The sequence below is a fragment of the bacterium genome (assembly GCA_036504735.1).
Taxonomy (GTDB): domain Bacteria; phylum Electryoneota; class RPQS01; order RPQS01; family RPQS01; genus DASXUQ01.
In genome coordinates this window covers 623,820-647,632 of the sequence record DASXUQ010000005.1, presented here as the reverse complement: position 1 = coordinate 647,632, position 23,813 = coordinate 623,820, and the positions used below count along the sequence as shown (strand labels likewise).

Below are 23,813 nucleotides of genomic sequence, written 5' to 3'. Positions count from 1 at the left end.
TGTTGTAAGTTTCCTCGAAGGCCGTGGAATCAAGCCGGCCGGAGATTGTAAAGAATGACTGCTCAGTCTACGGCGTTGTCCCGCCTGCGTGTGTTTACCGGGACGGCGCATCGTGCCCTTGGTGAGGCAATTGCCCCGCACCTCGGCTTGCCTTTGGGGCAAATAGCGATTACGCGTTTTTCGGATGGCGAGATCGGCGTGCAGTTCATGGAGAATATCCGTGGACTGGATGTGTTCCTGGTGCAGCCCACCAATCCCCCCGCCGACAATCTGATGGAACTGCTGATCATGATCGATGCGGCCAAGCGGGCTTCCGCGCGGCGTATCACGGCTGTGATTCCCTATTACGGTTATGCTCGCCAGGATCGTAAGGATGCTCCCCGGGTGGCGATCACGTCCCGCCTGATTGCGGATATGATTGAAGCTGCCGGCGCGCAGCGGATCCTGACGATGGATCTCCACGCCGCACAGATTCAGGGTTTCTTCAATATCCCCTTCGATCACCTGTTCGCGTCCCGGCTGTTTGTCGATCTGCTGACCGCGCGTCCCATCGAGAATCTCACGGTGGTGGCGCCGGATGTCGGCTCGACGCGACTGGCCCGCTTCTATGCCAACTTCCTGAATACGGATTTTGCCGTGGTGGACAAGCATCGCTCCGGCCCGAACAAGGCTACGGCGATGAATCTTGTCGGCGACGTGCGCGGGAAGAACTGCCTGATCGTGGATGACATCGTCGACACCGGCGGCACCTTTGCCGCGACGGTGGCGATGCTGAAGGACCGCGGTGGCCTGGACATCTACGCGGCGATTACCCACCCGGTGCTTTCCGGCAAGGCCGTGGAGCGGATTGAGTCCAGCGAGATCAAACGCCTGTGGATCTGTGATACGCTGCCGACGCCGAAGGAGCATCTTTTCCAGAAGATCCGCCGGCTTTCGACGGCCAAACTGTTTGCGGAGGCGATTCGCCGCATTCATATTGAGGAATCGATCAGTGACCTGTTCCTCGATCAACCCGCCGTTCCGCGTGTACCATTGCTGGATGTCCCCAGCGATGCCGAGACCAAGGCCCGCGCTCTGTGAGCGCAACCCAATCGTTTGCAATAGAAAAAATAGAAAGATAGTTCCGACTCATGGCTGAGACACGTGTTTCCGCGCAGCCGCGCGACCCCAACAAAGGAACCGGCAAGGCGCTCCGCCGGTCGGGCTTCGTTCCCGCCGTCTATTACAATCGTGACGGTGTGGTGCGCTGCCTCCAGTTTGAGCGCAATACCCTGAACAACCTTCTGCGCAAGGAAATTGGTCTGCTGAAGGTGGAAGTCGACGGCGAATCCCTCGACTGTATTATTCGCGAAGTTCAGCGCCATCCTGTGCGCCGGGACATCGTGCATCTGGACCTGATGGGCATCGTCAAGGGCCAGAAGATCACCGCGCGCGTTCCGGTCCATATCGTCGGCATCGCCGCCGGTATCAAGGATGGCGGCACGCTCGAGTTGGTATTCCGCGATCTGCAGATTGAGTGCGAGCCGGCGAATCTGCCGACTCACCTTGATATCGACGTGACGGCCCTTCATATGAATGAAGGCTTCCGCGTCAGCGATCTGCATTATGAAGGCATCAGTGTCATCGGTGATCCGAGCGCGACCGTCGTGCACGTGATTCCGCCGCGGACTGAAGTCGAAGGTGCAGCCGCGGCGACGCCGGGTGCAGCCGAGCCGGAAGTTATCCGCGAGAAGAAGGTCGAAGGCGCCGAAGAGTCCAAGACGGAAAAGAAGAAGTAACGGTCTCAGAGCCTGCTCTGATGGTCGCCATAACCTTTGGAAACTGCCCATGCCGCTGATTGTCGGATTGGGCAACCCCGGCAAGGAATACGAGGGTACCCCGCACAATGTCGGTTTCGACGTGCTGGTTCGCCTTGCTGAACGCTCCGGAGTGGCGTTTCGCCGTTCGCGGAGCGGTGACGCTGAAGAGGCCGTTGTGCCCGCGTCACCGAAGGTCGTGCTGCTTCGCCCGCTGTCTTTTATGAACCTTTCCGGCAGGCCGGTCAGTGCCGCGCTTCGCTGGCACGGGTTTCAGATCAGCGAACTGCTGGTGGTCTGCGATGATGTGAATCTGCCTTTGGGCCACATCCGGATCCGCGAGAAAGGTGGAGCCGGAGGCCAGAAGGGGCTTCTATCGGTGATTCAGCATCTGGGCACGGATGAGGTCAGCCGCCTGCGCATCGGCGTGGGGGGCGGGCACCCGGGAGCCAATGTTGCTCACCATGTATTATCCAAGTTTTCCCGCGCAGAGCGGGAGATTATCGAGTCGGCGCTGGATCTGTCGGCGGATGCCGTGGAATGTTACCTGAAAGAGGGACTCGGCACCGCGATGAATCTTTACAACACCAAGCGTCCGGCACAGAAAGATGTTAACCCTTCCGGAGGGAAAAGCTCTCCGGACGAAACGAGTCCACAGGGAGAAGTTTAGCGAATGCGTACATACGAACTCGTGCTGGTGTATGATCCGGCATTGGAAGTGGAGCAGGTCGAGACCGATCTGCGAAAACTGAATGATACTATTTCGGCGAACGGCGTCATGCGTCGTTGGGAGCGTTGGGGCAAGCGCCGTCTGGCCTTCGAAATCAAGGGCCGCCAGTACGGTTACTATGTATTGGCCGTGTATGACTCCGAGCCGAAGTTTATGGCGGAACTGGAACGTTCCGTGCGTCTCAATCCGACTGTTATCCGGCATCTGATTACCGTGGTTGAACCCAAGCGAGTTCCGGAAGTTGATCTGGAATCCGTGCGTACGCTGGGTGCTGCCCCCGAGCCCGTGACCGCTCCCGCCGAAGCTGCACCGCAGCCCGAAGCCGCCGTTAACGTCATCCCCAGTGATAGTGAAGTGCCTGCTCTGGGCTCCGATACGATTGAAGGGCCGGAGACCTTGGCTTGATCCTCGCAATATGTACGCGGCTAAACCACGGGGTTATCCGCGAGGTATGATGACCGGATAAGCAATGGGGAGTACATTATGGCTGATTTGCGAATGCCGGATATTAACAGCGTAATCATCGTCGGGAATCTGATCAAGGATCCGACCTTCCGGAGCACGACGACGGGAGTTCCGGTTGCGAATTTCACCATCGCTTCCAACCGCAAGTTTAAAGACAATAGCGGTTCGATCAAAGAGGATGTCTGTTTTATCGGTGTAGTCGCCTGGTACAAGCTGGCGGAATCCTGTTACGAGAACCTGCGGAAGGGCAGCGCCGTCCTGGTGGAAGGCGAGTTGCAGAGCAGGAGCTGGAAGACGGAAGACGGATTCAACCGCAGTACGGTGGAAATCAAGGCCAGGCGAATTCAGTTTCTTAATCATCGCGATGCGCATCACGATGAGGCGGGGGTTTACGACCACGAGCACGAAGCGGTGCCGGAAGGTGTCGATTCGCAAGATATTGCTCCCGAATCCGAACCGCACGACCAGCCAAAGACGGAAAACGATTTCGATTTCGGTTATCGCGGAATCAAGCTCTAAGAGTTCACAGACAGTCTGAGGGGATGTGGCCGTATTGGCCGTCCGCTCACTATCCAATGTCGCATTTCTATAATCTCATTTGGTGATACATGCAGGTCATTCTTCGCAAGGAATTTGAAACTCTCGGCAAGCCGGGGGAAATCGTCACGGTCAAGCCGGGGTACGCGCGCAACTATTTGATTCCGCGCGGAATCGCGTATCAGGCCAACAAGTCCAACATGGCCCGTCTGAACGACGAGCGCAAGGTAACGGACCGCCGCGATATCAAGGAACGCCGCATCGCCGGCGATCTGGGCGCCAAACTGACCGGACTGCGCGTCATTGCTCAGGTTCAGGTGGGTGAGGAAGACCGGATGTTCGGATCCGTCACGGCTTCGGACATTGCGGACTTGATTAAGGAGCGCGGGGTTGACGTCGACCGCCGCAAGATCCAGCTCGATGAGCCGATCCGCCATCTTGGCGAGTTCGAAGTGCCCATCAAGCTGCACCGCGACGTCGTGGTCAACGTCACCGTGGACGTGATCAAGACGAACTGACGAGACCGTTAGTTTTCGATACAGAAAAGGCGCACCTTTCGCGGTGCGCCTTTTCTTCGTTCCTTATGAGCGACTCAATTTTGAGTCTTTACCTGTGGCCCTTCAAAAAATGCGGTGTGTTTGCGGAGGTGGCGAAGCACAAAGAACGTGACTACAGACAGGGCGAAGAGCGCCAGCCAGACCAGATCTACCCCCAGACGGCCTTCAGTAAACCAGTACTTGAGGAAGTCCATAAACAGGATTACCGATACCAGCGCCGTGAACCCGTAGAATTCTCCCTTGATAGCGGCGCGCAGGGAGAAGGGATAGCCGGGAGAGCGCCACTGAGAAAAGCGAGGGAGAAGGGCAGGGGTCTGGTCGGCCCAGGCGCGATAGGTGTCTCCGAACTTGCCGGACAGAAAAAGTTCTTCGGCGGCCATAATGCGTTCATAGAACAGCAGGTAGAAAAGCATTCCAGCCAACGCAAACATGAAGGACTTGGTGAAGAGCATGACGCCCAATACCATCAGTATGTTGCCGAGGTAGAGCGGATGGCGGACCACCGAGTAGATGCCCGAGGTGTTCAGATGATCGGCAATCTGCCGCTGGGTGTTGCGGCCGGAAGAGCCGGGCTGGGCATATCCGAGGGCGATGCCGCGAATCACCAGTCCACTGAGAGAAATCAGAAAGCAACCGATGCCGTAGAAGAGTTCGATCCCTTCCGAGTCGCCGAGGTAGTGGTTGTGCTCGGCCAGCGCCAGCACCCCAAAGGGCAGCAGCACAAGGGGAATCCAAGTCCGCCAGCGAAACAGCCAGTTCCCCTGTTCTTCCAATTCATGAATGAGCATAGACTACTTTTCCAACCGTCCGCGAATCATGTCTACCACCTTGTCGGTGGAAACGCGAACCTGCTCCAGCGTGTCCCGGTCGCGCAGTGTGACGGTGTGATCTTCGAGTGTCTGGTAGTCGACGGTGATGCCCCAGGGCGTGCCGATCTCATCCATGCGGCGGTAGCGGCGGCCAATGGAACCCTGGTGGTCGGTAAACACCGGACAGACCTTACGCAGATCCGAAGCGATCTTGTCGGCGACATCGGGCAGGCCGTCCTTCTTGACCAGAGAGAAGATCCCGACCTTGATCGGCGCGATCTTCGGAGAGAGATGCAGTACGACGCGCGGCTCACCTTCCTGCGTGTCTTCATCGTAGGCATCCACCATGCAGGTGAGCAGCGTGCGGTTCAGACCGGCGGACGTCTCGACGATGTACGGGATGAAACGCTCTTTGGCTTCTTCGTCAAAGTAGGAAAGATCCTTGCCGGAGAATTCGGCGTGGCGCTTGAGGTCGAAGTCCGTGCGGTCGTGGATGCCTTCCAGTTCCTGCCAGCCGAAGGGGAATTCATATTCGATATCAAACGCATCGGCGGCGTAGTGCGCCAGCTCCTGCGGCGTGTGCTGGTGAAGGCGGAGCTTCTCGGGACGAATACCCAGCTTCAGGTAGTACTGGAAGCGGGCGTCACGCCATTTTTCGAGCCACTGCTTGTCTTCACCGGGACGCACAAAGAACTGCATTTCCATCTGCTCGAATTCACGGGTGCGGAAGATGAAGTTTCCCGGCGTGATCTCGTTGCGGAAGGCTTTGCCGATCTGCGCGATGCCGAAGGGAATCTTCACGCGGGCCGTGTTCACCACATTCTGATAGTTGACATAGATGCCCTGCGCAGTCTCGGGGCGAAGATAGACGGCGGCGGCGGCTTCTTCGACGGGGCCGAGGAAGGTCTTAAGCATCAAATTAAAGAGCCGGGGCTCGGTAAGCATTCCCGTGGTGCCGCAATTGGGGCACATGGCCTCGCTCCAGTGGATGAGCTTGAGGTTTTCCATGTGGCTTTCGCCGCCCTCGGGAATGTCCGCGCCGCCCAGAGCTTCGATCTTCTTCTTCTGCCGCCAGGTCTTCACCAGATCCTGCGCCTTGAAGCGGGCTTTGCACTGCTTGCAGTCCACCAGCGGATCCACGAAACCGGCGACGTGGCCTGAAGCTTCCCACACGCGCGGGTGCATCAGAATGGCCGCGTCGATACCCACGATGTTCTCATGGAGTTGGGTCATCTCGCGCCACCAGAAGGCGGCGATATTGTTCTTGAGTTCGACTCCGAGCGGGCCGTAATCCCACGTGGAAGAAAGGCCGCCATAAATTTCGGATGACTGAAACACGAAGCCGCGCCGCTTGCAGAGGCTGACGACTTTGTCCATCACAGTTTGCTTCGCCATAAGGTTCTCGTGATTATCGGTAGGGTGGGGACATGGCCTGCCATGCCCGTGGGAGATTTCAGGATTGTTCCGGCTCGCCCCAGTTCAGGGCCTCGAGGGAGCGGATTTTGCCGCGTACGGGCAGATGAGTTTCGAGATAGCGCGACAGAAAATAGGTCAGCTCTTTGCGCACACGCGGCCCAAAGGCGATCTGTCCTGCGGCCTGCACGCTGAATTGTGACAACGCCGACAGAACGGCAAAGGTCTCACCGGACATCTCGCCGTCGGACGGCGGATTGTTGCGCGGGTCGGACACAAAAAAGGATCCGCTGGACCAGCGATACCGTATGTAGGACGGAAAGGGTGGAGTCAGCGGGCGGCCCGTCAGCGCATCCAGTTCTGTTTGCAGACCAAAGCCAAGAGTCTGGAAGAGACTGGTCTCGAAAGCCCACAAGAGGGGAAGTGCAGACTCGGGACGCTGATCCAGCGCATGCAGCGTGGCAGATGCGGCGTCATAGAGATCCGGATGCGGATCCTCGTCGGTCAGACAGCGCGCTAATAATTCCACTACGGCGCTGGCAATGGTCAGGCGCTCGAAATCCTCACGCACCACAGAGTGCGGCGAGATGGTTGCCCACTCTTTGAGGAGCTGCAAGTCCCGTCCGGATTTCCGGTAGAAAACGAACTGCGCTTCGGTAAACAGCTCCAATCCGGCAGAACCGCCCAACTTGCCCTTGGCTCGCGCACCCTTGGCCATCAGACCGAGCTTACCCATCTCGCGTGTAAAGGCGGTCAGGATGAGGGAAGTCTCTCCGTGCCGCACGCGGTGCAGCACAATGCCGGTGGCTTGTTGAAGGACGGACATGGAGGTAACTGCTCACGAGTGCGCCGGCCTGGAAAAGCCGGCGTGACATCGAATAGTAACTGAAAACACTCTCAGGCGTTCTTGCGCGAATGGGCGCGAAAAACGACATCGGCAAGGTAGACCCACTCGGCGGGCGTCAGGGTCTCAGGACGGCGTTTGAAATCAATCTCCGCTTCCTGCCAGAAAGGATGCACGCCTGCCAAGCCCGATAAGGAAGTTTTGAGCATCTTGCGCCGCTGATGGAATGTGTAGCGGACGATGCGCTCCAGCGTCTGGTAGTCTTCGGGATAAGCTTCGGGGATGCGCTGGAAATCCAGCCTTACGACGCCGCCATCGACCTTAGGCTCGGGACGGAACGCTCCGGCGGGAACGGTGAACATCGCGTGGCAGTATGCTTCAAGCTGGGCGAATACGGATAGTTTGCCCCACGCTTTCGAATCGGGTTTGGCCGTTACGCGGTCCGCTACTTCTTTCTGCATCATAAGCACGGCGGTTTCGACCCAAGGCAGAGCAGAATCCTGCCGTGCTTTGCGCGCATGGATGAACAGCTTGTAGAGCACTTCCGACACAAGATGATACGGCAGGTTGCCGGCCACTTTCACCGAACCTTGCGGGAGGATATGCTCCAGATCGGTCTCGACGAAGTCTTCATGCCAGAGGGTGAAATTCGGATAAGATCCAAATTTTTGCACGAGCGGATCGAGGAGGCGCTGATCTATCTCAACGGCAATAACACGCGCGCCGCTTTGCAAAAGTTCCTCTGTGAGGATGCCGCGGCCGGGTCCGATTTCCAGCACCGTATTGTCCGCCTTCAGGCCAAGCGCGCTGACGAGGCGGCGCGAATAACTCGAGTCCGCCAGAAAGCACTGGCCGAGGCTCTTCTTAGCGGGCGGCTCTTCGCTGTGGTTGTGTTCTTTGTGAGGGTGGCGGTGTTTGTGGTTCAAACGCCCAGCCGTGCGAGGATTTCGGGAATGTCCTGAAAGGTCTTGGCGATATGAGCGCCGCCGTCCTGCAACGCTTTGATTTTCGAGGCCGCCGTTCCCATTTCACCTTCCACGATAGCGCCGGCATGTCCCATCCGCTTTCCGGGAGGGGCAAACACGCCGCCGATGATGGCAATGACCGGCTTGCTCATTTTGCCGATGGTGCCTGCGGCGATTTCTTCATACACGCCGCCGATTTCTCCGGCGAGGCAAACGGCCTTGGTTTCGGGATCTTTGTCGAAGAGTTCCAGCACGTCGTTGAAGGTGCTGCCCAGAACCGGATCACCACCCAGACCGACGCAGGTCGTTTCACCGTAACCGGTGCGGGAGAGAGTATCCGCCAGATAATAGGTGATGGAACCGGAGCGTGACACCGTGCCGACACGTCCGCGTTTGAAGGCGAGGGGCGGGATGATACCGATGTTGGCGCGTCCGGGCGAGATAATGCCCGCGGTGTTGCCGCCGAGGATCAACGCGCCGTGCTTCTTCGCTTCGCGCCGCACCATCATCATATCCGCGATGGGAATATGTTCAGGAACAACGACGACGGTGCGGATGCCCGCATGAATGGCTTCGATCACCGCGTCCTTTACGGCGGCAGCGGGGAGGAAGATCACCGACGTATCCGCCTGATGCGCCTTGACGCATTCCTTAACGGTGTCATAGACCGGAATCTCATGCACCGAAGAGCCGCCCTTTCCGGGGGAGGTTCCGGCCACGATGTTGGTTCCGTAAGATTTCATCTCGCCTGCGTGAAACTGGCCGGCTCCTCCTGTGATGCCCTGCACAATTACGCGGCTGTTTTCGTCAATCAAAATAGCCATAGTTCATCAAAGGGTTGAACAGGCGCCATGCGCCTGTGGGTCTTAAAAGAGATAATCTAACTGGACGCGGAACGAGAAGGATTTCACGGTCGCGTTATCACCCGAGTAGTTGCGTCCTGGAGTCTGAGTCGGATAAGCGTTGTTGTTGCGTGACTGGATCCACGTCCCGGGAAGACTGCTGTCACGAGTCAATTTGAAACGGACCGAAAGATTGTCTGAAAGGCGGTCGGATACCGAAAACCACCAGCGGGCGCTTTTTCCCTGAAGCACCGCAAAATCGCTGTCCTCGAAATTCCAGAAGAAGCCGTCATACATTTCCCAGGCGGCACGTACGCGCAACCGCTGCGAGAAGTAGTGGGTAAGCTGAACACCGATGGCTTCCGTGGGCGATGCGCCGTTGGCATCGATCGGGGAGACACCGGTCGGATTGGCTTCGCCCGTCAGTCGCGGGCGGGGAGTGAAACTGGTGTAACCGTTGGCAAAGAGCAGATTCAGTCCGTCGAAACGGGAAAGTCGGAAATCCAGATTGATGCGGTTCTCGTACGTGGTGAATCCGGTTTCCTTGGCCGGATCGAAGTGCCAGCGGCCTTGCAGTTTCTGGCGAATGCGCACCACTACCGGCCATACGGGACGGTAGGTGATATTGCCTACCCAGCGGTAGTAGTCCGCCTGATCGGCGACGCGCGTCCAATTGTCCACCTGAGCGTCGAAGGTGATAGGCCGGGAGACTTGGAAGCGGCTCTCGAGATACACGCCGCGCTCGGCCTGCGGAACCGCCGAATTGCGCTGGATCTGCGCGAACACCGGATTGGACAGGTAAAACTCGTCTTCGTACGTCGTCCCCTTCCAGCGCGCATAATTCGAGAAGCCGCGGCAGTAGGGATTGTCGTAGCCGATGCTGTAGTCGCGATACACCGCCAGCAGCGACAGGGAATTCCACTGGGCATAGGCCGATGCCACGAGAGCGTGGGGATCGTCGCCGAGACGGAGGAAGTGGCCCTGGTCCTGAAACTCGCCGTATTCGAACTGGAAGGTGTAGTTATTGACCACAGACAGCATGTTAAGGCCGTAGATCTGGCGCACCGAACGGGCGGCAGACCACAGGGCGGACGTCGACGAATTGTAATAGCCCTGCGTGATTTCCGGGTTTACCGCATTGGCGCCAACCTTGTACACGGATGGCGCGGCAATCAGCGGATAGATGTCCACCAGAGTATCCGGAGGCGTCGTGGCCGCGGCGCCGGTGGTGTCGGACAACAGCGAATTGTGCAGCGTGCGGGTATAAGCAGAATCCTTGTAGCTCTGGCCGAAGTCCGGTTTCAGCGGGCGGTCATAAAGAAACTCCGTGCCGACAAAACCAATCGAAACGCCCGTCCACGGGCGACAGGCCAGTTCGCCGCCGAAACCGACTTCGGTGACGTTGTTGAGCATGGACTGATTGCCTTCGAAAGAGGGAACCCACACCGTGTCCTTGTTGCCGATAACCTGTGCGGTCGGATACATGTCTACGTCGTCGCGGGGCACAAGAGTCACGAGGCGGTTCAGTGAACCGTCGGGGTTCAGAATGGCGTCCTTCTTCTGCTTGGAAAAGAAGCCTGTGCCCTTGAAGGGGCCGAAGTAAGTTTCCGCCGCGGCGCCGCGCAGCGTGAATTCCTGAGCGCGGGACAGGTCGGGAGCAATGCCGGTGATGCGCTTGTCGAAGCCGAAACCGGAATAACGCGGGCTGAAATAGTCGCCGCTTTCCATGACCACGCCCTGGCCGAGAGATGTCTGGTAGTTTCCGATGTAAGCGCGGTCGAGCAGCACGGGACCGAGTTTCTGCTTTTCAATTCCGGCAAACCACTTCATCTCGGGAATCTTGATATCGCTGCCGCTGTTGGCGTAGTAGGTCGGTTCGCCGAGGTTGCGGTGCCAGAGCAGACCGCCCTTGTAGCGGCGTTCATAGGTGAAACGCAGCTTGTGGCTGACGTCCGGGCGCGGGTCAACCAACCGATCGGGATTGATCGCCAGCTCTTCATCGGCAAAAAACGGCGTGTTATAGCTGCGGAAAGTGTAATTGCCGTGCAGCTTGCCATGAGTTGTGACTTGGTCATAGCCCAGATAGTTCCGCGAATTGCGGTAGCCCCAGTCGGACAGGCCGGGCACGGCGCGCAGGTCCCGTGAACCGCGAATGCCGCCTTGACGCTGCACCGCCATGTAGATGGCCACGGCGTCGGCGGGCGACACGTTCTGCAGATCCATCAACTCATCGAGGCTGGCCTCGTTGACGTTCAGCGGTTCCATCAGGCGGTCGATCCACTCATCCACCAGACCGACATTGGTGCCTTCTTCCGTGCCGAGATTTTCGATGCGGTAATAGGCGTCTTCGATGCGCTGGATGCGTTCTTCGGCAGGGCGGGGCGGAGTGACGCGCACCAGCGCTTCAATGGCCGCCATGGTCGTCGCGTCAATTTCCGGAAGTTCGCGCAGTTCATAGATGTTGTGGAACGGGCCCTCAAACTGCAGCCGCTGCCAGATGGCGTCGGCCTGCTCCTGCGTTACAGGGAGCGCATGAATCTGCTCTGCTGTCATCGAATTCAGGTCCGGCTTTTCCGCAGCGGATGCGGACAGCGCCAGCCCGAACGCGAGCAGCAGAATCGCACACAACCGGATCACTTGGCTTGCCATATGTCCGCCAGTGATTTGTCGAGGTTAAAGCCGACACCGATAAGATGCGAAGGATTCAGGACAGAGTGATAGATGAACGCATAGTCAATCACCAGTTCCCGCCAGTGCAAACCAAATCCGGCGGTGAAACTGTTGGGATTGGACATGACGCCGAAACGGATGTCGAGGGGCTTGACCACAGTGGCGTTGATACCGCCCTTAAACTGGGTCTCACCGCTGATCACGCGCTCGATGTCGAGGGTGGTGCGGACGCCGTAGTAGGGCTGATAGCAGAGACCACCGGAGATCATGCGCGGCAGATCGCGTTTAAGATTTGCGCCAAGCTGCGGCTGATTGATATTCTTAAAGGAGCCACCCAGCGTGAAGCGGTCCCAAAGCTGTGCCGTGGCGCCGACATCCAGACCGAATGTGGTTGAACTGCCGAGATTCTGGGAGACGCCCTGATCATTGGCGACCGATTCGCCAAGGTCATAGTTGATCAGCTTCAGGGTGTAGCCGAATGCCAGCGAGGAGTGGATGTCCTTCTGCAGCATTATGCCATGAGCCAGATAAGCTTCGGTCTCGGCAGCCAGCGTGTGGCCGTCTGACCGTGTACCGAGGCTTTGAACGCCGAGGGCAATCCCGCCGAATTTGCGGGGGAGAGTCGTGTAACCGGCGGCGGACAGATGGGAGATGCCGACCATGCTCCAAGGCTGCTGATAGGCAAAACGTCCTTCGGTGCCTTTGCCATAGGCCAGACCGGCAGGATTGTAGAACGGGGCTTCCGCGCCGATGGCGGCGGCGGTATAGGCTCCGGCGACGGCCATGGCGGCAGGCACCGGCGGATAGGGATTCGAAATGAGTTGAGCAGTCGCCAGAAGCGGCACAGCCAACAGTAACAACGTTGTAAGAAAGGATTTCAAAAGCGCCTCACAATGCGTAAACAACTTAGCCAACACTCCGCTCAGAGTTTAGTACCAACGACAATAGGTTTCACCTTTGTCTTCGAATTTCCGCTCTGGACGGATTCGAGGTGCACGATGTAGGTGCCGATGGGCAGAAGTTCATTCAACTCGTTACGGCCATCCCACTGGATTACATTGGGGCCGCCGGACAGTTTATCGACGAGGGTGCGGACAAGCCGACCGCGCAGATCGAAGATCCGCACACGCACTTGTCCCAGCGCCGGAGCATTGTAGGAAATCTTAAGGGTTTGCCCGATCTCCGGGGCAAAGGGGCGATTGGGAATGTCCAGTGACAGCCCCTGGGCGGGCGTTCCCGAACCGGGAGTCTCGAAATCGCTGACATCGCCACCGCCCAGCAACTGGAAGTCGCCGTTGTAGCTGGAGGACGGGCCGTAGATGCTGACGAATTTGCCGGCGAGGTCATGCAGGGGATGCCAGGCGCCGTCCAATTGAACGCTGTCGATGTTCATGGAATCCCACACGCGAACGGTGGTGCTCCCTGTGCCGTCATCGATGGCGATGTTGGTGCCGCCGCCGACATTCTCATCCACGCGATAGACCGTGCCGGTGAGTTTGCACCATGTTCCCGTGCCGTAAGCTCCCGCCGCAGAGGTGCGAATGATTTCGCGCTGCGTGTGGCGGTCGCCGGTCTTCAGTTCGATGGGCGCAGGCATGGGCACACCGCTGGCCATCACGGTGATGTCCGCCGCGGTGAAACCGCCCATCTGAACCGCGCCCGCGTAGATCTGCACAACGCCACGGACGCTGATGCGATTGCCGCGCACGATGCCGGGATAGGTGGATGCCGCACCGGACTGCGAGAGATAGAACCCGCGGCCGCTCTCATCCTGCATATAGGCAGAAATCCGGCGCGAACCGCTGGAGGTGGTGACATCTTCCACAAAATTCACAACGCCGTTCATGGTAATGGTGGCATTGTCAAAATCGGCATAGTGGTTGTAAATGTCAGCCATGGTCGGGCTGACCACAAAGCTGTAGGTAGTTTGCGGCGCCGAGGGCGGGCTGGTGGAAAACCGTCCGGAATCGTCGGTGGCCCAGATGTAGTAATGGCAGGTCGAGCGGGGCGTCCCCTGCGGGATGATCGCGCCCCACACGTTGTCGCCCATCGCGCCGTCGCCGTGCATGCCATCGTCGAACATGGACAGGGGCAGATAGTCTCCGGTGGTGCCGAACAGGTAGTAAACCCGCGCGTCGGCGACCACAGTCTCATCCGTGATGCGTGCCGTTACCGTGTCCGATTCCAGACTGGAGGGAGCCGCCGGCATGTTGCGCACCTGCGAAATGACCGGAGGACGATTGGACGTGTAGATCAGGTCGAAGTCGTTGCGGGGATTGATCCGGAAACCATTGGGCGTGCTGGAGACCAGGCCGCGCACGTAGAGGATGGAATCTCCTGTGATCGGCATGGCGTGAGTCCAACCGTAGGACGTAATCACAGCCGTACCGCTGCCGTCCGTGACCGTAAAGTCCGAACCGTTGACCGATGCGACCGTCACATTCTGCAATTCAACCAGCACGCCTTCCGTGGACTCACGGCTGAGAGTGGTGGAATCGCTTAGGATGGCGCAGGTGATGACCGCCGTAGGGACGGCGACACCGGCATGAACCGAGTCCCAGGTCACGATATTCTGCAAACGGGTCTGGCCGCTGGATTCAAAGACTTGAGCGGACAGGTGGACGGAATCCCCGATGGCAAGGTGGCGGTCCTGGTTGTCCCGGACGAGGATACCGTGCCAGCGGCCTCCTGCGCGGTCCGAGAGGAAGTAGTACAGGGAATTCGATGAGTAATTGATCCCTGTGACGAAACCTCCCGTGGAGACGGTCAGCCCGCTATCGGGGGACGTTCCGGAGGGATTCGTAGTAAACTGGATGTCGTAAATAGAGACATCCTGAGCCAACGCACAAACAACTGAAATTGTTAGCGTTAGAAAAAACAGCCAAACCTTGAGCATAGGGGGAGAGGGGCGCGGTGGGGTTCACGGCCAGTTGAGTGGATGAAGAGACTAAAAATAACCATTCTTGACGGAACTTTCAAGTGTCTATCTCCACATAAGAGAATATCCCTTCCCGCTCACTACTTTAGCGCACCATAAACACGGTCGGCATTTGAAATTCTCTTGGCAAATCCGTACTTTAGTAGTCATGCAACGCTGGATCTTCCGCCCGCTGGGCGTTACCGCTTTTCTGCTGCTGGTTACCACTCTTAGCCATGCCGGAGTCTGTTTCGGCGGTTTTCTTTCTGAGGATTCCGCCCGCTTTGCCACATACTGGAGTCTGGTGGAAAGCGGCGAAGCCAAGGCGGCGCACGATACTCTGATGGACGTGGGAGGCGAAGGCCGTGGCTGCGCGGAACAGATGGCGAACTTTCTGCTGGCGTGGCGGGCTTCTTCGGGCGGAGACTACGGCAGCGTGCCGGTGTTTCTGGATCTGGGAGTGCCGGCGAATCTGGCTGATTATGCGCTTTGGCTGCGAGCCGACGCGCTGAACCACGCCGGGCAGGACGCGTTGGCGATGGAACAGTGGAAAAAACTGGCGGACGATACGACGTCGGCGCTGTGTCCGGATGCACTCTACCAGCTTGCCGATCATGAGTTCGAAAAGGGCATGCTGGACGATTGCCTCGGCCATACGGTGCAGTACAGCCGGTTTCGCGCCGATACGGACGACCGGCAGCATATCGAATTCGTGCGCGGTCAGACTCTGGCCATGCTGGGGAGGCACGACGAGGCGGTGGACGCGCTCTGGAGGGCCTATGTCCTTGCCCCGTTGAGCGGGGAGGGCAGCCGGGTTCGCACCTTGCTCGACGGTTACGCGAAGCGGTTCGGGCACAACCCCCGGATGGAAACATCCGATGAACGGGAACGCGAATTCGGCGCCATGGATCAGCGCAAACAGTACGCGCTGGGGCTGGAACGCATCGAACGGGAATTGAAGAGCATCCAGCCGCGGCAGATCGAAGAGGTGCTGAGGTTTTACAAGGGCCGGTTCGAGAATGCGCTCTCCCACCACCGTGATGCTATCGAGACGCTTCAGGCGTTTCTGACCAGTTTTCCGCAGAGCGAATTTCGCTATAAGGCAAACTACTATCTTGGACGCTCGGCTTACCTGATTGACCGGGACGCCGAAGCGATTCCGGCATTGACCGAGGCCGGAAGCCAGACCGGAGACTTGGACATTGCCGGCAAGGCGCTGGATTTGCTGGGAACGCTGCAACTGGACCGTAATCGCCCGCAGGAAGCGGTAAATACGTATCAGCACTGGCAGACGGTCAGCAAAGGCACCGGGGTAGAGGCAGACTGCCTGTGGAAACTGGGCCGGGCCCTGTGGGACGGGGGGCATTTCGCCGAGGCGGAGAAGGCATACCAGAGTCTGTACGATTACAACGAGAATGCCGATTATGCTCCGGCGGCTCTCTACTGGCTGGCGCGCTCCGCGACCAAGGCAGGGCACAAAGCGGAAGCCCGGCAGAACTGGGCACTGCTGCAGAGCCGCTTCCCGTATTCCTACAACGCGATTATTGCACCTGTAAAGCCGGACTCCGTAGTGATCGAGCAGCATCCTCTGGCCTGTCCGAGTCTCGACGATGTGTGGGAAGCGGGCGGTGAGCATTGCAAGAAGTTCGCGCTGCTGGCCGCCATGCGCATTCCGGAGTTTTCGCTGCGGGAATTGCCGTGGGCTATCAAAGAGATGCCGGAAGCGAACGGACTGCCCTGGTGGAAGGCGCAGTTTCTGCTATGGCAGGGGCAGCGCATGGCGGCGTGGCGGGTGGTGCTTACGGAACTGGGAACGTATCTTCGCACCGCAGGCTCGCGCCCGGCGGCGTTCAATGCGGTCTCCTACCCGCTGGACTTCGATCCGCAAATCGTCCGGCTGGCCTCGCAGTACCATCTCGACCCCTATTTTGTATTTGGCCTGATCTGCCAGGAAAGCCATTTTGAAGAAGGCATTGTCAGCCCGGCAGGGGCGACGGGACTGATGCAGCTTATGCCCAAAACGGCGTACATGGAATGCCGCAGCCTCGGCATCGGCTATGCGGCGCGGAAACTGCGCGATCCGGACTACAATCTGCAGATCGGCGTCGCGCACCTTTCGCGGCTGTTTGCCGATTTCCGCGGCGATTCCGTGCTGATCCTTGCCGCGTACAATGCGGGTCCGTCCGCGGCGCAATCCTGGGCGTCCGAATTCCATTCGCAGGACCGCGACGATTTTATCGAGCATATTCCCTATCGCGAAACCCGGATGTATGTGAAGCGGAATATCGAGCATGCGGCCGCGTACCGCCGCTTGTATCCGGACATCGTGACTACTTTGCAGTTGAACACGCCGGCGGAATCGCCGGCTCCACAACGAAAGCCTCGTGCTGCCTATGGCGTACACAAAAGACGAACTCACTAAGCTGACGCATCTCGTGCGTTGCGCGGGTTGAGCGTCGAAACTGGATCCAGCGGAGCTGGATCGGATTCTCGACGGTCTTCCCGTTCATCCCGATGCGAACCTCGTCGTCGGGTTTTCGCATAAGGATGATGCCTCGGTGTACCGGCTGCCCTCAGGTGAGCTGCTGCTGCAGACGGTGGACTTTTTCACGCCGGTGGTGGATGACGCCTACGATTACGGCGCGATTGCCGCGGCCAATTCCCTGAGCGATGTGTACGCGATGAACGGGCGTCCGTTGTTCGCACTGAACGTCTGCTGCTTTCCGCGCAAATATCCGGCGGAGCTGTGGAATGCGGTGCTGCGCGGCGGCGCGGAAAAGGCCATGGAAGCAGGCATTGCCATTGTCGGCGGACATACCATCGACGATCAGGAGCCGAAATACGGCCTGGTGGTCACAGGTATCGTGCAGCCCGGGAAATACTGGACCAATGAAGGCGCGAAGGTCGGCGACGCGTTGATTCTCACCAAGCCGCTGGGCACGGGGATTATCACCACCTCGCTGAAGAACGAAACGGTGGCTGTGGCCGAGGCGACGGATGCAATTGCGGGAATGAAGACCCTGAACAAGGTCGCGGCAGAGACCCTTGCCCATTTTGAAGTGCACGCGTGCACGGACATTACGGGCAATGGCCTGATTGGGCATGCGTCGGAAATCGCCGTGGCGTCGAAGGTCGGTATGGAATTCCGCCTGAGCGACTTTCCGTTCTACCGTGCCGCGCTGAGCCTTGCCGAGAGCGGAAAATTTCCCGGCGGGACGTTCGCCAACAAGCGGTATTACGAAGCGTTGGTTGAGGAGAGTGTGGGCGCGGATGAACGCACGGTGTGGCTACTCTACGACGCCCAGACTTCCGGTGGATTACTGGCTGCACTGCCGCACAAGCAGGCGGGCAGTGCGGTGGAAGAATTACACAAGGCCGGCGTCACGGCGGCGGCGGTTGTGGGGTCAGTGACGGCCGGGCACAAGATTCGACTGTCCGATTAACGGGTATCTTCACCAATCACGGGAGCGGATGCCATGAGTGATCTGGAATCGTTGGAACACCGCATGAGCGATCTCGAGCGCAGGCTTGATGATGCGTTGACGAATCGTATCGTGCACGAGGCTGCCGGAGACACGGAACCTGTACGGCGGCCGCGAAACAGTCTGGCTCGCGTTTTTGTGGGTATCTTGCTGCTGATCCTGGGGCTGATCTGGCTGGGGAAGAATTCCGGCGTGGAATGGCTGGAGCGTGTGGACATCTGGCCGATTGCGGTTATGGCGCTGGGACTGCTGATTATTTTCGGAGAGAGAAACCGTTGAAACCGATTCGCCTTGCCATTGTGGGTGCCACGGGACTTGTGGGACGGACCACGCTGGACGTCCTGACCGAGTGGCAGATCCCGCTGACGTCGTTGCGGCTTTTTGCCTCCGACGGATCCGCGGGAAAGATGGTGGCGTTCAACGGCGGCGCGCTGCCGCTGGAAAAACTGGACGGCGTTCCCAACGGTGTGGATGCGGCGATTTTTGCGACGTCCAAGCAGATTTCGCGGGAGTGGGCTCCGCAGTTTACCCGGGCGGGAGTCACGGTGATCGATCACTCGGCGGAGTTCCGGATGAACGAGGAGGTGCCGCTGGTGATTCCCGAAATTAACGGGGACACACTGTCGGCGCACCGGAATCTGGTGTCGAATCCGAACTGCTCGGCCAGTGTGGTGGTGCTGCCGATGGCGGCACTCGACAGGCTGCTGGGATTGAAAACGGCCATCGTGGACACCTACCAATCGGTCTCCGGTTCGGGACAGGATGCACTGGCCGAACTCGATGCGGAACTGGAAGACGGCGCGCATGCACCGCGGGTCTACCCGAGGCGGATCGCGCACAATGTGTTTCCGCAAATCGGCCCGTTCGATGAAGATGGAATGTGCGACGAAGAGCGCAAGGTCGTCGAGGAGCTGAAGAAGATTCTCGGCAGGCCACAGATGACCGTGTTCACTACGACGGTCCGCGTGCCGGTGCGCGTCGGACATTCGGCGGCGGTAACGGTGCAATGCGAGCGAACGGCATCACGCGGGCAGATTGAAGCGGTGCTGAGCGCCATGCCGGGAATGACCTATCAGGCGAATGATTACCGTACGCCCCTGGAGATTGCGGGGCAGCAGAATGTGTTTGTCAGCCGCCTGCGGATTCACCGCGATGATCCGCACTGGCTGCAGTTCTGGGCGGTGGGTGATAATCTGCGCAAAGGGGCCGCGTCCAATGCCGTGCAGATTCTGATGGAGCTATTCAAGGACTGATGGTGTGAGCCCGGCGCTGCGTCGCCGGGTTCGATTTTGAGTCGATGTACGATTCAGAAAATCTGGAGGCGGAACGATGTGGGTTCGCCGGACAGTAACAACCTGCACACTGCTTGCACTTTGCGCGCTCGCCGCGGCGCAGTCCCTCGACTGGTCAGGTGACATGCCGCTGTTCGCTACCTCCGGCAATGAACGTGATCCCGCTGTAATCATTACGCCCGCAGGACGGACCCTGCGGGCGCTTTGCGTCTCGGATGAAGCGATTCTTTGCATGAAAACGTCTACCGACGATGGCGCCAGTTGGAGCGTGTGCGACACCCTGCCTGCGCCGATCCCGAGCCCGAGGATCAGGGCTGCCGCAGACCGGCAGTTTCAGTACGTGTTCTTGAGCGGCGCATCAGCTGCGAAGAGTCTCTATCGCTTCACACCACGAGCGAACAACTGGCACACGGCGGTGCAGTGCACGGTGGCGGCGGAGTGCAGCGGGCACGTCGTCGCGTCGGCGATGATGAATGATGAAGCCGCTCAACTGGGTGACCCCTATGTGAACTTGGCCTGGATCGAGCGGGCTCCGCAAACCAATCACTACTCCCTATGGTTTGCCCAGACACAGGATCGCGGCGCCACATTTCAACCGACGCGGTCTCTGTGCTCCTTCGACAGCCCGGATGCCATTCCCGACGGGATTGATGTGACTGCGTCATGGTCCGGTGGAGAAGAGCGGCTCATTGTGGCGGCGACCGTGGACCGGCCCGGATCCATTCCCGAAGAGATCCGGATCTTTACGAGCGGTGATGAAGGCGTTACATGGGGGGACAGCACCGCTGTGGACGACGCCGGTTATGCGCAGCGCGAACCGTCGCTGGCCGCCTACGGCAACATGGTTGTGCTGGTGTACTCGCGGCGGGTCAACGCCAGCAGCCAGCGGGACCTTTTTTTGAGCTACTCTCCCGATGGCGGAGTGAGCTTCTCTCCGGCCATGGCGATCACCGACAGCATGGCCGATGAGCATTCTCCCAAGGTCATCATGAGCGACGACGGGTCGGCCTTCAACATCTTCTATCTGTGTGATAACGGAGTGGATGAAGCGGCGACAGTGCTGGTGCGAGGAGGGGACGTGGCCACGCCGTGGACCCTCAGCGGGCCAACGCCGCTCTGCGAAACCGGCGCGGCAGTGCGCGACGGAGGCCTGTGCGCGGCGGCGGGACATCTTGGGGCGACGGCGCTGTGGGCGGCGCGTTTTCCGCTGGGAGACACGGATGTGATGTATGACGCATCGTGGCGCGGCATGTCTGTGCAACCAGCGGATGTTGCAAAACCATCCCGTATCTTCCTTGGGCAGAATTTTCCAAATCCGTTCAATGGCACGACGATTCTGCCACTGACGTTGGATCATGCCGCGAGTGTGGCGATGATGGTCACCGATATTACGGGCAGAACGGTTTTCGTAAGGCACATGGGCTTTCTACCCGCAGGCCAGAGTACGATACCGCTCGACTTATCGGGTCTGGCATCCGGGCCGTACTGGGTGTCGCTGCGCGGTTCGCCGCACCTCACGCGGCGGTTGCTGCTTGTGCGATAGACAAAAACAAAGCGGGCTCCGAGGATCGGGGCCCGCTGCATTTCAACGCTGACGCGGAACTCAAGCCGGCGCAACCTCGCGCTTTCCGACGCGAGCGATAAGCATTTCGGCGATAAGCAGCGCAAGGGCAATGTAGAGGCAGAGCTTCCACAGTTCGCGTCCAAAGCGGCCTTCCAGTATCGCCGTCTGCACATTGGCGCGTTCACCGAGGAAGGTGATCTGTCCGCCCAGAATGTTGCGGTAACTGGATTCGGGAGCGGGCTGCAACTCGGATTCGCGCGGCGGAGTGTTCACCGCCACCGAAGCCAAGCGCCGGTTGCCCTGCCAGAGTTCATACGCGCCGGGTTTGTCCAGCGGGGGAATCTTCACCTGAAAACCGGCGGGAGCGGATTCGACCGCGGGCGAAACGGTTTGATCCCCGCGGAGTTCAAACCGCTGATCTCCCGGAGCGCCGTTGAACTGAATCTGCGCCGGGACGCCTGCCGTCAACTGATAGTCCACACCGGATGTGCCGATGCCCGAAAGATAGGCGACGCCACTGACCATGAGCGGCGGGAAAATGCCGCTGCGGTAGAGGGTGGACCACGATGGATCGGGGGAACTGGTCATTAGTAACGCGCGGCCGCGTCCGGCCCGGGCCTCGAGCAAAAACGGAACACCGGCGGAGGTGGCGATGACTTCCGTGGCCGTGGTTGTGGGTGCGACGCGGATGATCTTCGACAGATCCGGAGAAATGCTTGCAGGCTTCTCCTGAAACAGGCCTTCAAACAGCGGATGCTGCAGGTCGACGTGAGTCCAGCGCGCGGCACTCGGTCCCTGCCACACGTCACCGGGTGAAGGCAGGCCGAGGGTTGCCAGCCATGCGGAAGATTCGCGCATATCGGTCTGCGGTCCGGGAATAATCAGCACTCCCTTGCCGCCTTCCACATAGCTGCGGAGCCGCGCCGGAAAATTGCCGCTGAAACCGGCGGCATCCACCAGCACAATCGCGTCTAACGTGGTCCAGTCGTCGGACTCCAGCGCGGCAGGAGTGCCGACTTTCACGTTCACAAAGGAGGCCGGATCGGCGGAAGGATTCAGCGCAAGAGCCGTAAGCGTGCGCGCGGGGCCGTCGCTGCCGACGACTGCCACATGCAGGTTCGCGGGGACTCGCAGCACGAAGTTGCGCTGGTCATCGGCGGGAAAATCATCGGCCTCTTCAATCCGCACCGAGCCGACCTGATCACCGGGGGAATCGGGCACGAAACGGATATCCTGCTGGCGCGCCTCACCGGGAGCAAGCGTCACGCGGGTTTGCGCCACGCGGCGGCCGCCGGCATAGACGCTCACAATGCGATCTGTCGCCGGAGCAGTTCCCGAGTTGCGCACGGTAAACTGCACGTCCACGGGCCGTCCCGGGGTGATAATCCGCGAGACGATGGAGGCTTCCGTCACACCGATATTGCGCGGCGCCGATCCGCCGGCGGGCAGCAGGAAGAGCCGCACATCCTTGGGCAGCAACTGCGCCTCGGGCAGCTTTTCGGGCCAGGCGCTGAGGCTCAGATCGGAAAGAACATAGACTTCTTTGTGCAGGTTCTGCGAGGCTCCGATGCTTTGCCGCGCCTGCTGAAAAGCCTTAACCAGATTGCCGCCGCGCTCCGTGGGGTGGGCATCTACAATCGCTTCGCGCAGCAGACGGATCTGCGCGGTGGGCGCTTCGGGGAACCGTTCGGGATTGTCATCGGCCCAGATAATCTGGGCGTCATCGCCATCCCGCAGTGCGGCCAGAATCTCCTGCGCGCGGGTCTGCATCTGCCGGAAACGGGTACCGTCCGGAGTCTCCGTCTGCATGGACGCGGAACGATCCAGAATGAGAATGGCAGTGGTGCGGGCCTGTCCGCCGGGCAGAATTCCCGCCGTGGATTTCAGCACGGGCCGCATTATGGCCAACACGAGGAACAGCACCGCGAGGGTGCGCAGAATAAGCAACAGGATCTGCCGGAAGCGGAGCTGCCGCATTTTCTGGCGCTGTAGTTCCCGCAGGAATCGCAACGTGGGAAAGTCCACCTTCTTGTAGCGCTGGCGCATCAGAAGGTGAATCAGGATCGGCGCGAGGCCGAGGGCGAGCGCCGCCCAGATGGCATTAAGAAAAGTCATCGACTATTTTCCGGCGCGGATGACGGCGTTTCAGTCAGAAGGTCTTCCACCATTTCCACCAGCAGATGACCGCACAGCAAATGACCTTCCTGTACCCGCTGCGAGTGCGGCGAGGGGATGTGCAGGGTGTGGTGGGCCAGCTTGTCCAGCGGTGTCTGTTTTTCACCGACAAACGCCGCCACAGTTCCCCGCCTGTGTCGCGCCGCGCTGGCGGCTTCGAGAAGATTGGGCGATGCTCCGGAGGTCGAGAGGAGAATCAGCACGTCGCCGGCCTTCAGGTGAGCTTCGATCTGGCGGGAGTAAATCTTGTCGAATCCGAGGTCATTGGAGCAGGCGGTAATCAGGCTGGTGTCGGTAGTCAGGGCGATAGAGGAGAGGGCCGCGCGATTTCGCTGTGAAGAGAGGCGGACGACAAATTCCGTGGCCAGATGCTGGCTTTCCGCCGCAGAACCTCCGTTGCCGCAGAAGTAGACCGTGCCCCCGCTACGCAACGCCTGTGCGCACGCCTGGGCAATTGCCGAAAGAGCGGGGAGGGTTTCGTCCATGCGGCCATGCATTTCTGCCGCCTGTTGAACGGCGGTTTCAAGGGACTTCTTGATGGCGGAAATCTGAGGTTCGTTCATGGCAGTTCCTGATCCGAAATACTCTGATGACGTCCCGCGCAGTGGGACGCCTCTCCTGATTCTCATTCTGAAGGCACGATGAAGAAGTTAGTGCAAGCAAGTAGAAATAATTGCATCGCTGTTGACCCTACCCGTGACTTGAAAGTCTGAAGGATTGTGGCTATGTTAGTCCCCATGCGGCAAGCGCAATGG

At 59.3% G+C, this 23,813-nt stretch carries 21 protein-coding genes; 11 read left to right on the top strand and 10 right to left on the bottom strand.

Annotation, left to right across the window (positions count from 1 at the left end):
* Positions 1-54 precede the first annotated feature (54 nt).
* The 6 genes from VGL38_04510 (at position 55) to rplI (ending at position 4,046) form a co-directional block, all read left to right on the top strand.
* Positions 55-1,080, top strand: coding sequence for a ribose-phosphate pyrophosphokinase (locus VGL38_04510; GenBank protein HEY3294674.1), 1,026 nt, complete (start codon positions 55-57; stop codon positions 1,078-1,080).
* 50 nt (positions 1,081-1,130) lie between these two features.
* Positions 1,131-1,778, top strand: coding sequence for a 50S ribosomal protein L25 (locus tag VGL38_04505; GenBank protein ID HEY3294673.1), 648 nt, complete (start codon positions 1,131-1,133; stop codon positions 1,776-1,778).
* Between the two features lie 49 nt (positions 1,779-1,827).
* Positions 1,828-2,466, top strand: coding sequence for an aminoacyl-tRNA hydrolase (gene pth / locus VGL38_04500; GenBank protein HEY3294672.1), 639 nt, complete (start codon positions 1,828-1,830; stop codon positions 2,464-2,466).
* 3 nt (positions 2,467-2,469) lie between these two features.
* A complete protein-coding gene (gene rpsF / locus VGL38_04495) occupies positions 2,470-2,931 on the top strand; it encodes a 30S ribosomal protein S6 (GenBank protein ID HEY3294671.1) in 462 nt (153 codons plus the stop codon).
* A gap of 78 nt (positions 2,932-3,009) precedes the next feature.
* Positions 3,010-3,510 (top strand): single-stranded DNA-binding protein, encoded by a 501-nt coding sequence (gene ssb, locus VGL38_04490; GenBank protein ID HEY3294670.1) that lies wholly within the window; start codon positions 3,010-3,012, stop codon positions 3,508-3,510.
* Between the two features lie 89 nt (positions 3,511-3,599).
* The gene (gene rplI, locus VGL38_04485; GenBank protein HEY3294669.1) at positions 3,600-4,046 is read left to right on the top strand and encodes a 50S ribosomal protein L9; all 447 of its coding nucleotides are present in this window, start codon (positions 3,600-3,602) and stop codon (positions 4,044-4,046) included.
* Between the two features lie 74 nt (positions 4,047-4,120).
* Here the strand turns inward: rplI and VGL38_04480 are convergent, their stop codons facing one another.
* From VGL38_04480 to VGL38_04445, 8 genes are all read right to left on the bottom strand, one after another.
* Positions 4,121-4,873, bottom strand: coding sequence for an isoprenylcysteine carboxylmethyltransferase family protein (locus tag VGL38_04480; GenBank protein HEY3294668.1), 753 nt, complete (start codon positions 4,871-4,873; stop codon positions 4,121-4,123).
* 3 nt (positions 4,874-4,876) lie between these two features.
* Positions 4,877-6,289 carry a glycine--tRNA ligase gene (locus tag VGL38_04475; protein ID HEY3294667.1) on the bottom strand — a complete coding sequence of 471 codons (1,413 nt, stop codon included), beginning with the start codon at positions 6,287-6,289 and terminating at the stop codon, positions 4,877-4,879.
* A 58-nt stretch (positions 6,290-6,347) separates the two neighbouring features.
* Positions 6,348-7,133, bottom strand: a complete 786-nt coding sequence (gene recO, locus VGL38_04470) for a DNA repair protein RecO (protein HEY3294666.1) — start codon at positions 7,131-7,133, stop codon at positions 6,348-6,350.
* A 71-nt stretch (positions 7,134-7,204) separates the two neighbouring features.
* Positions 7,205-8,077, bottom strand: a complete 873-nt coding sequence (gene rsmA, locus VGL38_04465; GenBank protein HEY3294665.1) for a 16S rRNA (adenine(1518)-N(6)/adenine(1519)-N(6))-dimethyltransferase RsmA — start codon at positions 8,075-8,077, stop codon at positions 7,205-7,207.
* A complete protein-coding gene (sucD, locus tag VGL38_04460) occupies positions 8,074-8,940 on the bottom strand; it encodes a succinate--CoA ligase subunit alpha (protein HEY3294664.1) in 867 nt (288 codons plus the stop codon). Before sucD ends, rsmA begins: the two co-directional genes overlap by 4 nt.
* A gap of 42 nt (positions 8,941-8,982) precedes the next feature.
* Positions 8,983-11,607: a hypothetical protein gene (locus VGL38_04455; protein HEY3294663.1), complete on the bottom strand. Its 2,625-nt coding sequence runs from the start codon at positions 11,605-11,607 to the stop codon at positions 8,983-8,985.
* The gene (traF, locus tag VGL38_04450; protein HEY3294662.1) at positions 11,592-12,509 is read right to left on the bottom strand and encodes a conjugal transfer protein TraF; all 918 of its coding nucleotides are present in this window, start codon (positions 12,507-12,509) and stop codon (positions 11,592-11,594) included. The genes VGL38_04455 and traF overlap by 16 nt, the downstream gene beginning before the upstream one ends.
* Positions 12,510-12,550: 41 nt before the next feature.
* Complete coding sequence (locus VGL38_04445; GenBank protein HEY3294661.1) at positions 12,551-14,470, bottom strand: hypothetical protein; 1,920 nt, start codon at positions 14,468-14,470, stop codon at positions 12,551-12,553.
* 244 nt (positions 14,471-14,714) lie between these two features.
* Between VGL38_04445 and VGL38_04440 the strand changes: the two genes are divergently transcribed.
* From VGL38_04440 to VGL38_04420, 5 genes are all read left to right on the top strand, one after another.
* Complete coding sequence (locus tag VGL38_04440) at positions 14,715-16,967, top strand: transglycosylase SLT domain-containing protein (protein ID HEY3294660.1); 2,253 nt, start codon at positions 14,715-14,717, stop codon at positions 16,965-16,967.
* Positions 16,968-17,007: 40 nt separating this feature from the next.
* Positions 17,008-17,988 (top strand): selenide, water dikinase SelD, encoded by a 981-nt coding sequence (gene selD / locus VGL38_04435; protein ID HEY3294659.1) that lies wholly within the window; start codon positions 17,008-17,010, stop codon positions 17,986-17,988.
* Positions 17,989-18,021: 33 nt separating this feature from the next.
* Positions 18,022-18,306 carry a hypothetical protein gene (locus VGL38_04430; GenBank protein HEY3294658.1) on the top strand — a complete coding sequence of 95 codons (285 nt, stop codon included), beginning with the start codon at positions 18,022-18,024 and terminating at the stop codon, positions 18,304-18,306.
* Positions 18,303-19,280: an aspartate-semialdehyde dehydrogenase gene (locus tag VGL38_04425; protein HEY3294657.1), complete on the top strand. Its 978-nt coding sequence runs from the start codon at positions 18,303-18,305 to the stop codon at positions 19,278-19,280. The genes VGL38_04430 and VGL38_04425 overlap by 4 nt, the downstream gene beginning before the upstream one ends.
* A gap of 76 nt (positions 19,281-19,356) precedes the next feature.
* Entirely contained in the window at positions 19,357-20,862 is a 1,506-nt protein-coding gene (locus VGL38_04420) for a hypothetical protein (GenBank protein ID HEY3294656.1), read from the top strand.
* Between the two features lie 60 nt (positions 20,863-20,922).
* On the opposite strand, the gene VGL38_04415 is transcribed toward VGL38_04420, so the two are convergent.
* Complete coding sequence (locus tag VGL38_04415) at positions 20,923-22,998, bottom strand: BatA domain-containing protein (protein ID HEY3294655.1); 2,076 nt, start codon at positions 22,996-22,998, stop codon at positions 20,923-20,925.
* Positions 22,995-23,621, bottom strand: coding sequence for an SIS domain-containing protein (locus VGL38_04410; protein HEY3294654.1), 627 nt, complete (start codon positions 23,619-23,621; stop codon positions 22,995-22,997). The genes VGL38_04415 and VGL38_04410 overlap by 4 nt, the downstream gene beginning before the upstream one ends.
* Positions 23,622-23,813: the final 192 nt, after the last annotated feature.

Excerpts from the sequence above, each read along its gene's own strand:
- VGL38_04415 (HEY3294655.1), bottom strand. The coding sequence starts at position 22,998 with ATGACTTTTCTTAATGCCATCTGGGCGGCGCTCGCCCTCGGCCTCGCG.
- sucD (HEY3294664.1), bottom strand. The coding sequence starts at position 8,940 with ATGGCTATTTTGATTGACGAAAACAGCCGCGTAATTGTGCAGGGCATC.
- VGL38_04480 (HEY3294668.1), bottom strand. The coding sequence starts at position 4,873 with ATGCTCATTCATGAATTGGAAGAACAGGGGAACTGGCTGTTTCGCTGG.
- VGL38_04420 (HEY3294656.1), top strand. The coding sequence starts at position 19,357 with ATGTGGGTTCGCCGGACAGTAACAACCTGCACACTGCTTGCACTTTGC.
- VGL38_04430 (HEY3294658.1), top strand. The coding sequence starts at position 18,022 with ATGAGTGATCTGGAATCGTTGGAACACCGCATGAGCGATCTCGAGCGC.
- VGL38_04510 (HEY3294674.1), top strand. The coding sequence starts at position 55 with ATGACTGCTCAGTCTACGGCGTTGTCCCGCCTGCGTGTGTTTACCGGG.
- VGL38_04440 (HEY3294660.1), top strand. The coding sequence starts at position 14,715 with ATGCAACGCTGGATCTTCCGCCCGCTGGGCGTTACCGCTTTTCTGCTG.
- VGL38_04505 (HEY3294673.1), top strand. The coding sequence starts at position 1,131 with ATGGCTGAGACACGTGTTTCCGCGCAGCCGCGCGACCCCAACAAAGGA.
- rplI (HEY3294669.1), top strand. The coding sequence starts at position 3,600 with ATGCAGGTCATTCTTCGCAAGGAATTTGAAACTCTCGGCAAGCCGGGG.
- recO (HEY3294666.1), bottom strand. The coding sequence starts at position 7,133 with ATGTCCGTCCTTCAACAAGCCACCGGCATTGTGCTGCACCGCGTGCGG.
- VGL38_04410 (HEY3294654.1), bottom strand. The coding sequence starts at position 23,621 with ATGAACGAACCTCAGATTTCCGCCATCAAGAAGTCCCTTGAAACCGCC.
- pth (HEY3294672.1), top strand. The coding sequence starts at position 1,828 with ATGCCGCTGATTGTCGGATTGGGCAACCCCGGCAAGGAATACGAGGGT.
- rpsF (HEY3294671.1), top strand. The coding sequence starts at position 2,470 with ATGCGTACATACGAACTCGTGCTGGTGTATGATCCGGCATTGGAAGTG.
- VGL38_04475 (HEY3294667.1), bottom strand. The coding sequence starts at position 6,289 with ATGGCGAAGCAAACTGTGATGGACAAAGTCGTCAGCCTCTGCAAGCGG.
- VGL38_04455 (HEY3294663.1), bottom strand. The coding sequence starts at position 11,607 with ATGGCAAGCCAAGTGATCCGGTTGTGTGCGATTCTGCTGCTCGCGTTC.
- ssb (HEY3294670.1), top strand. The coding sequence starts at position 3,010 with ATGGCTGATTTGCGAATGCCGGATATTAACAGCGTAATCATCGTCGGG.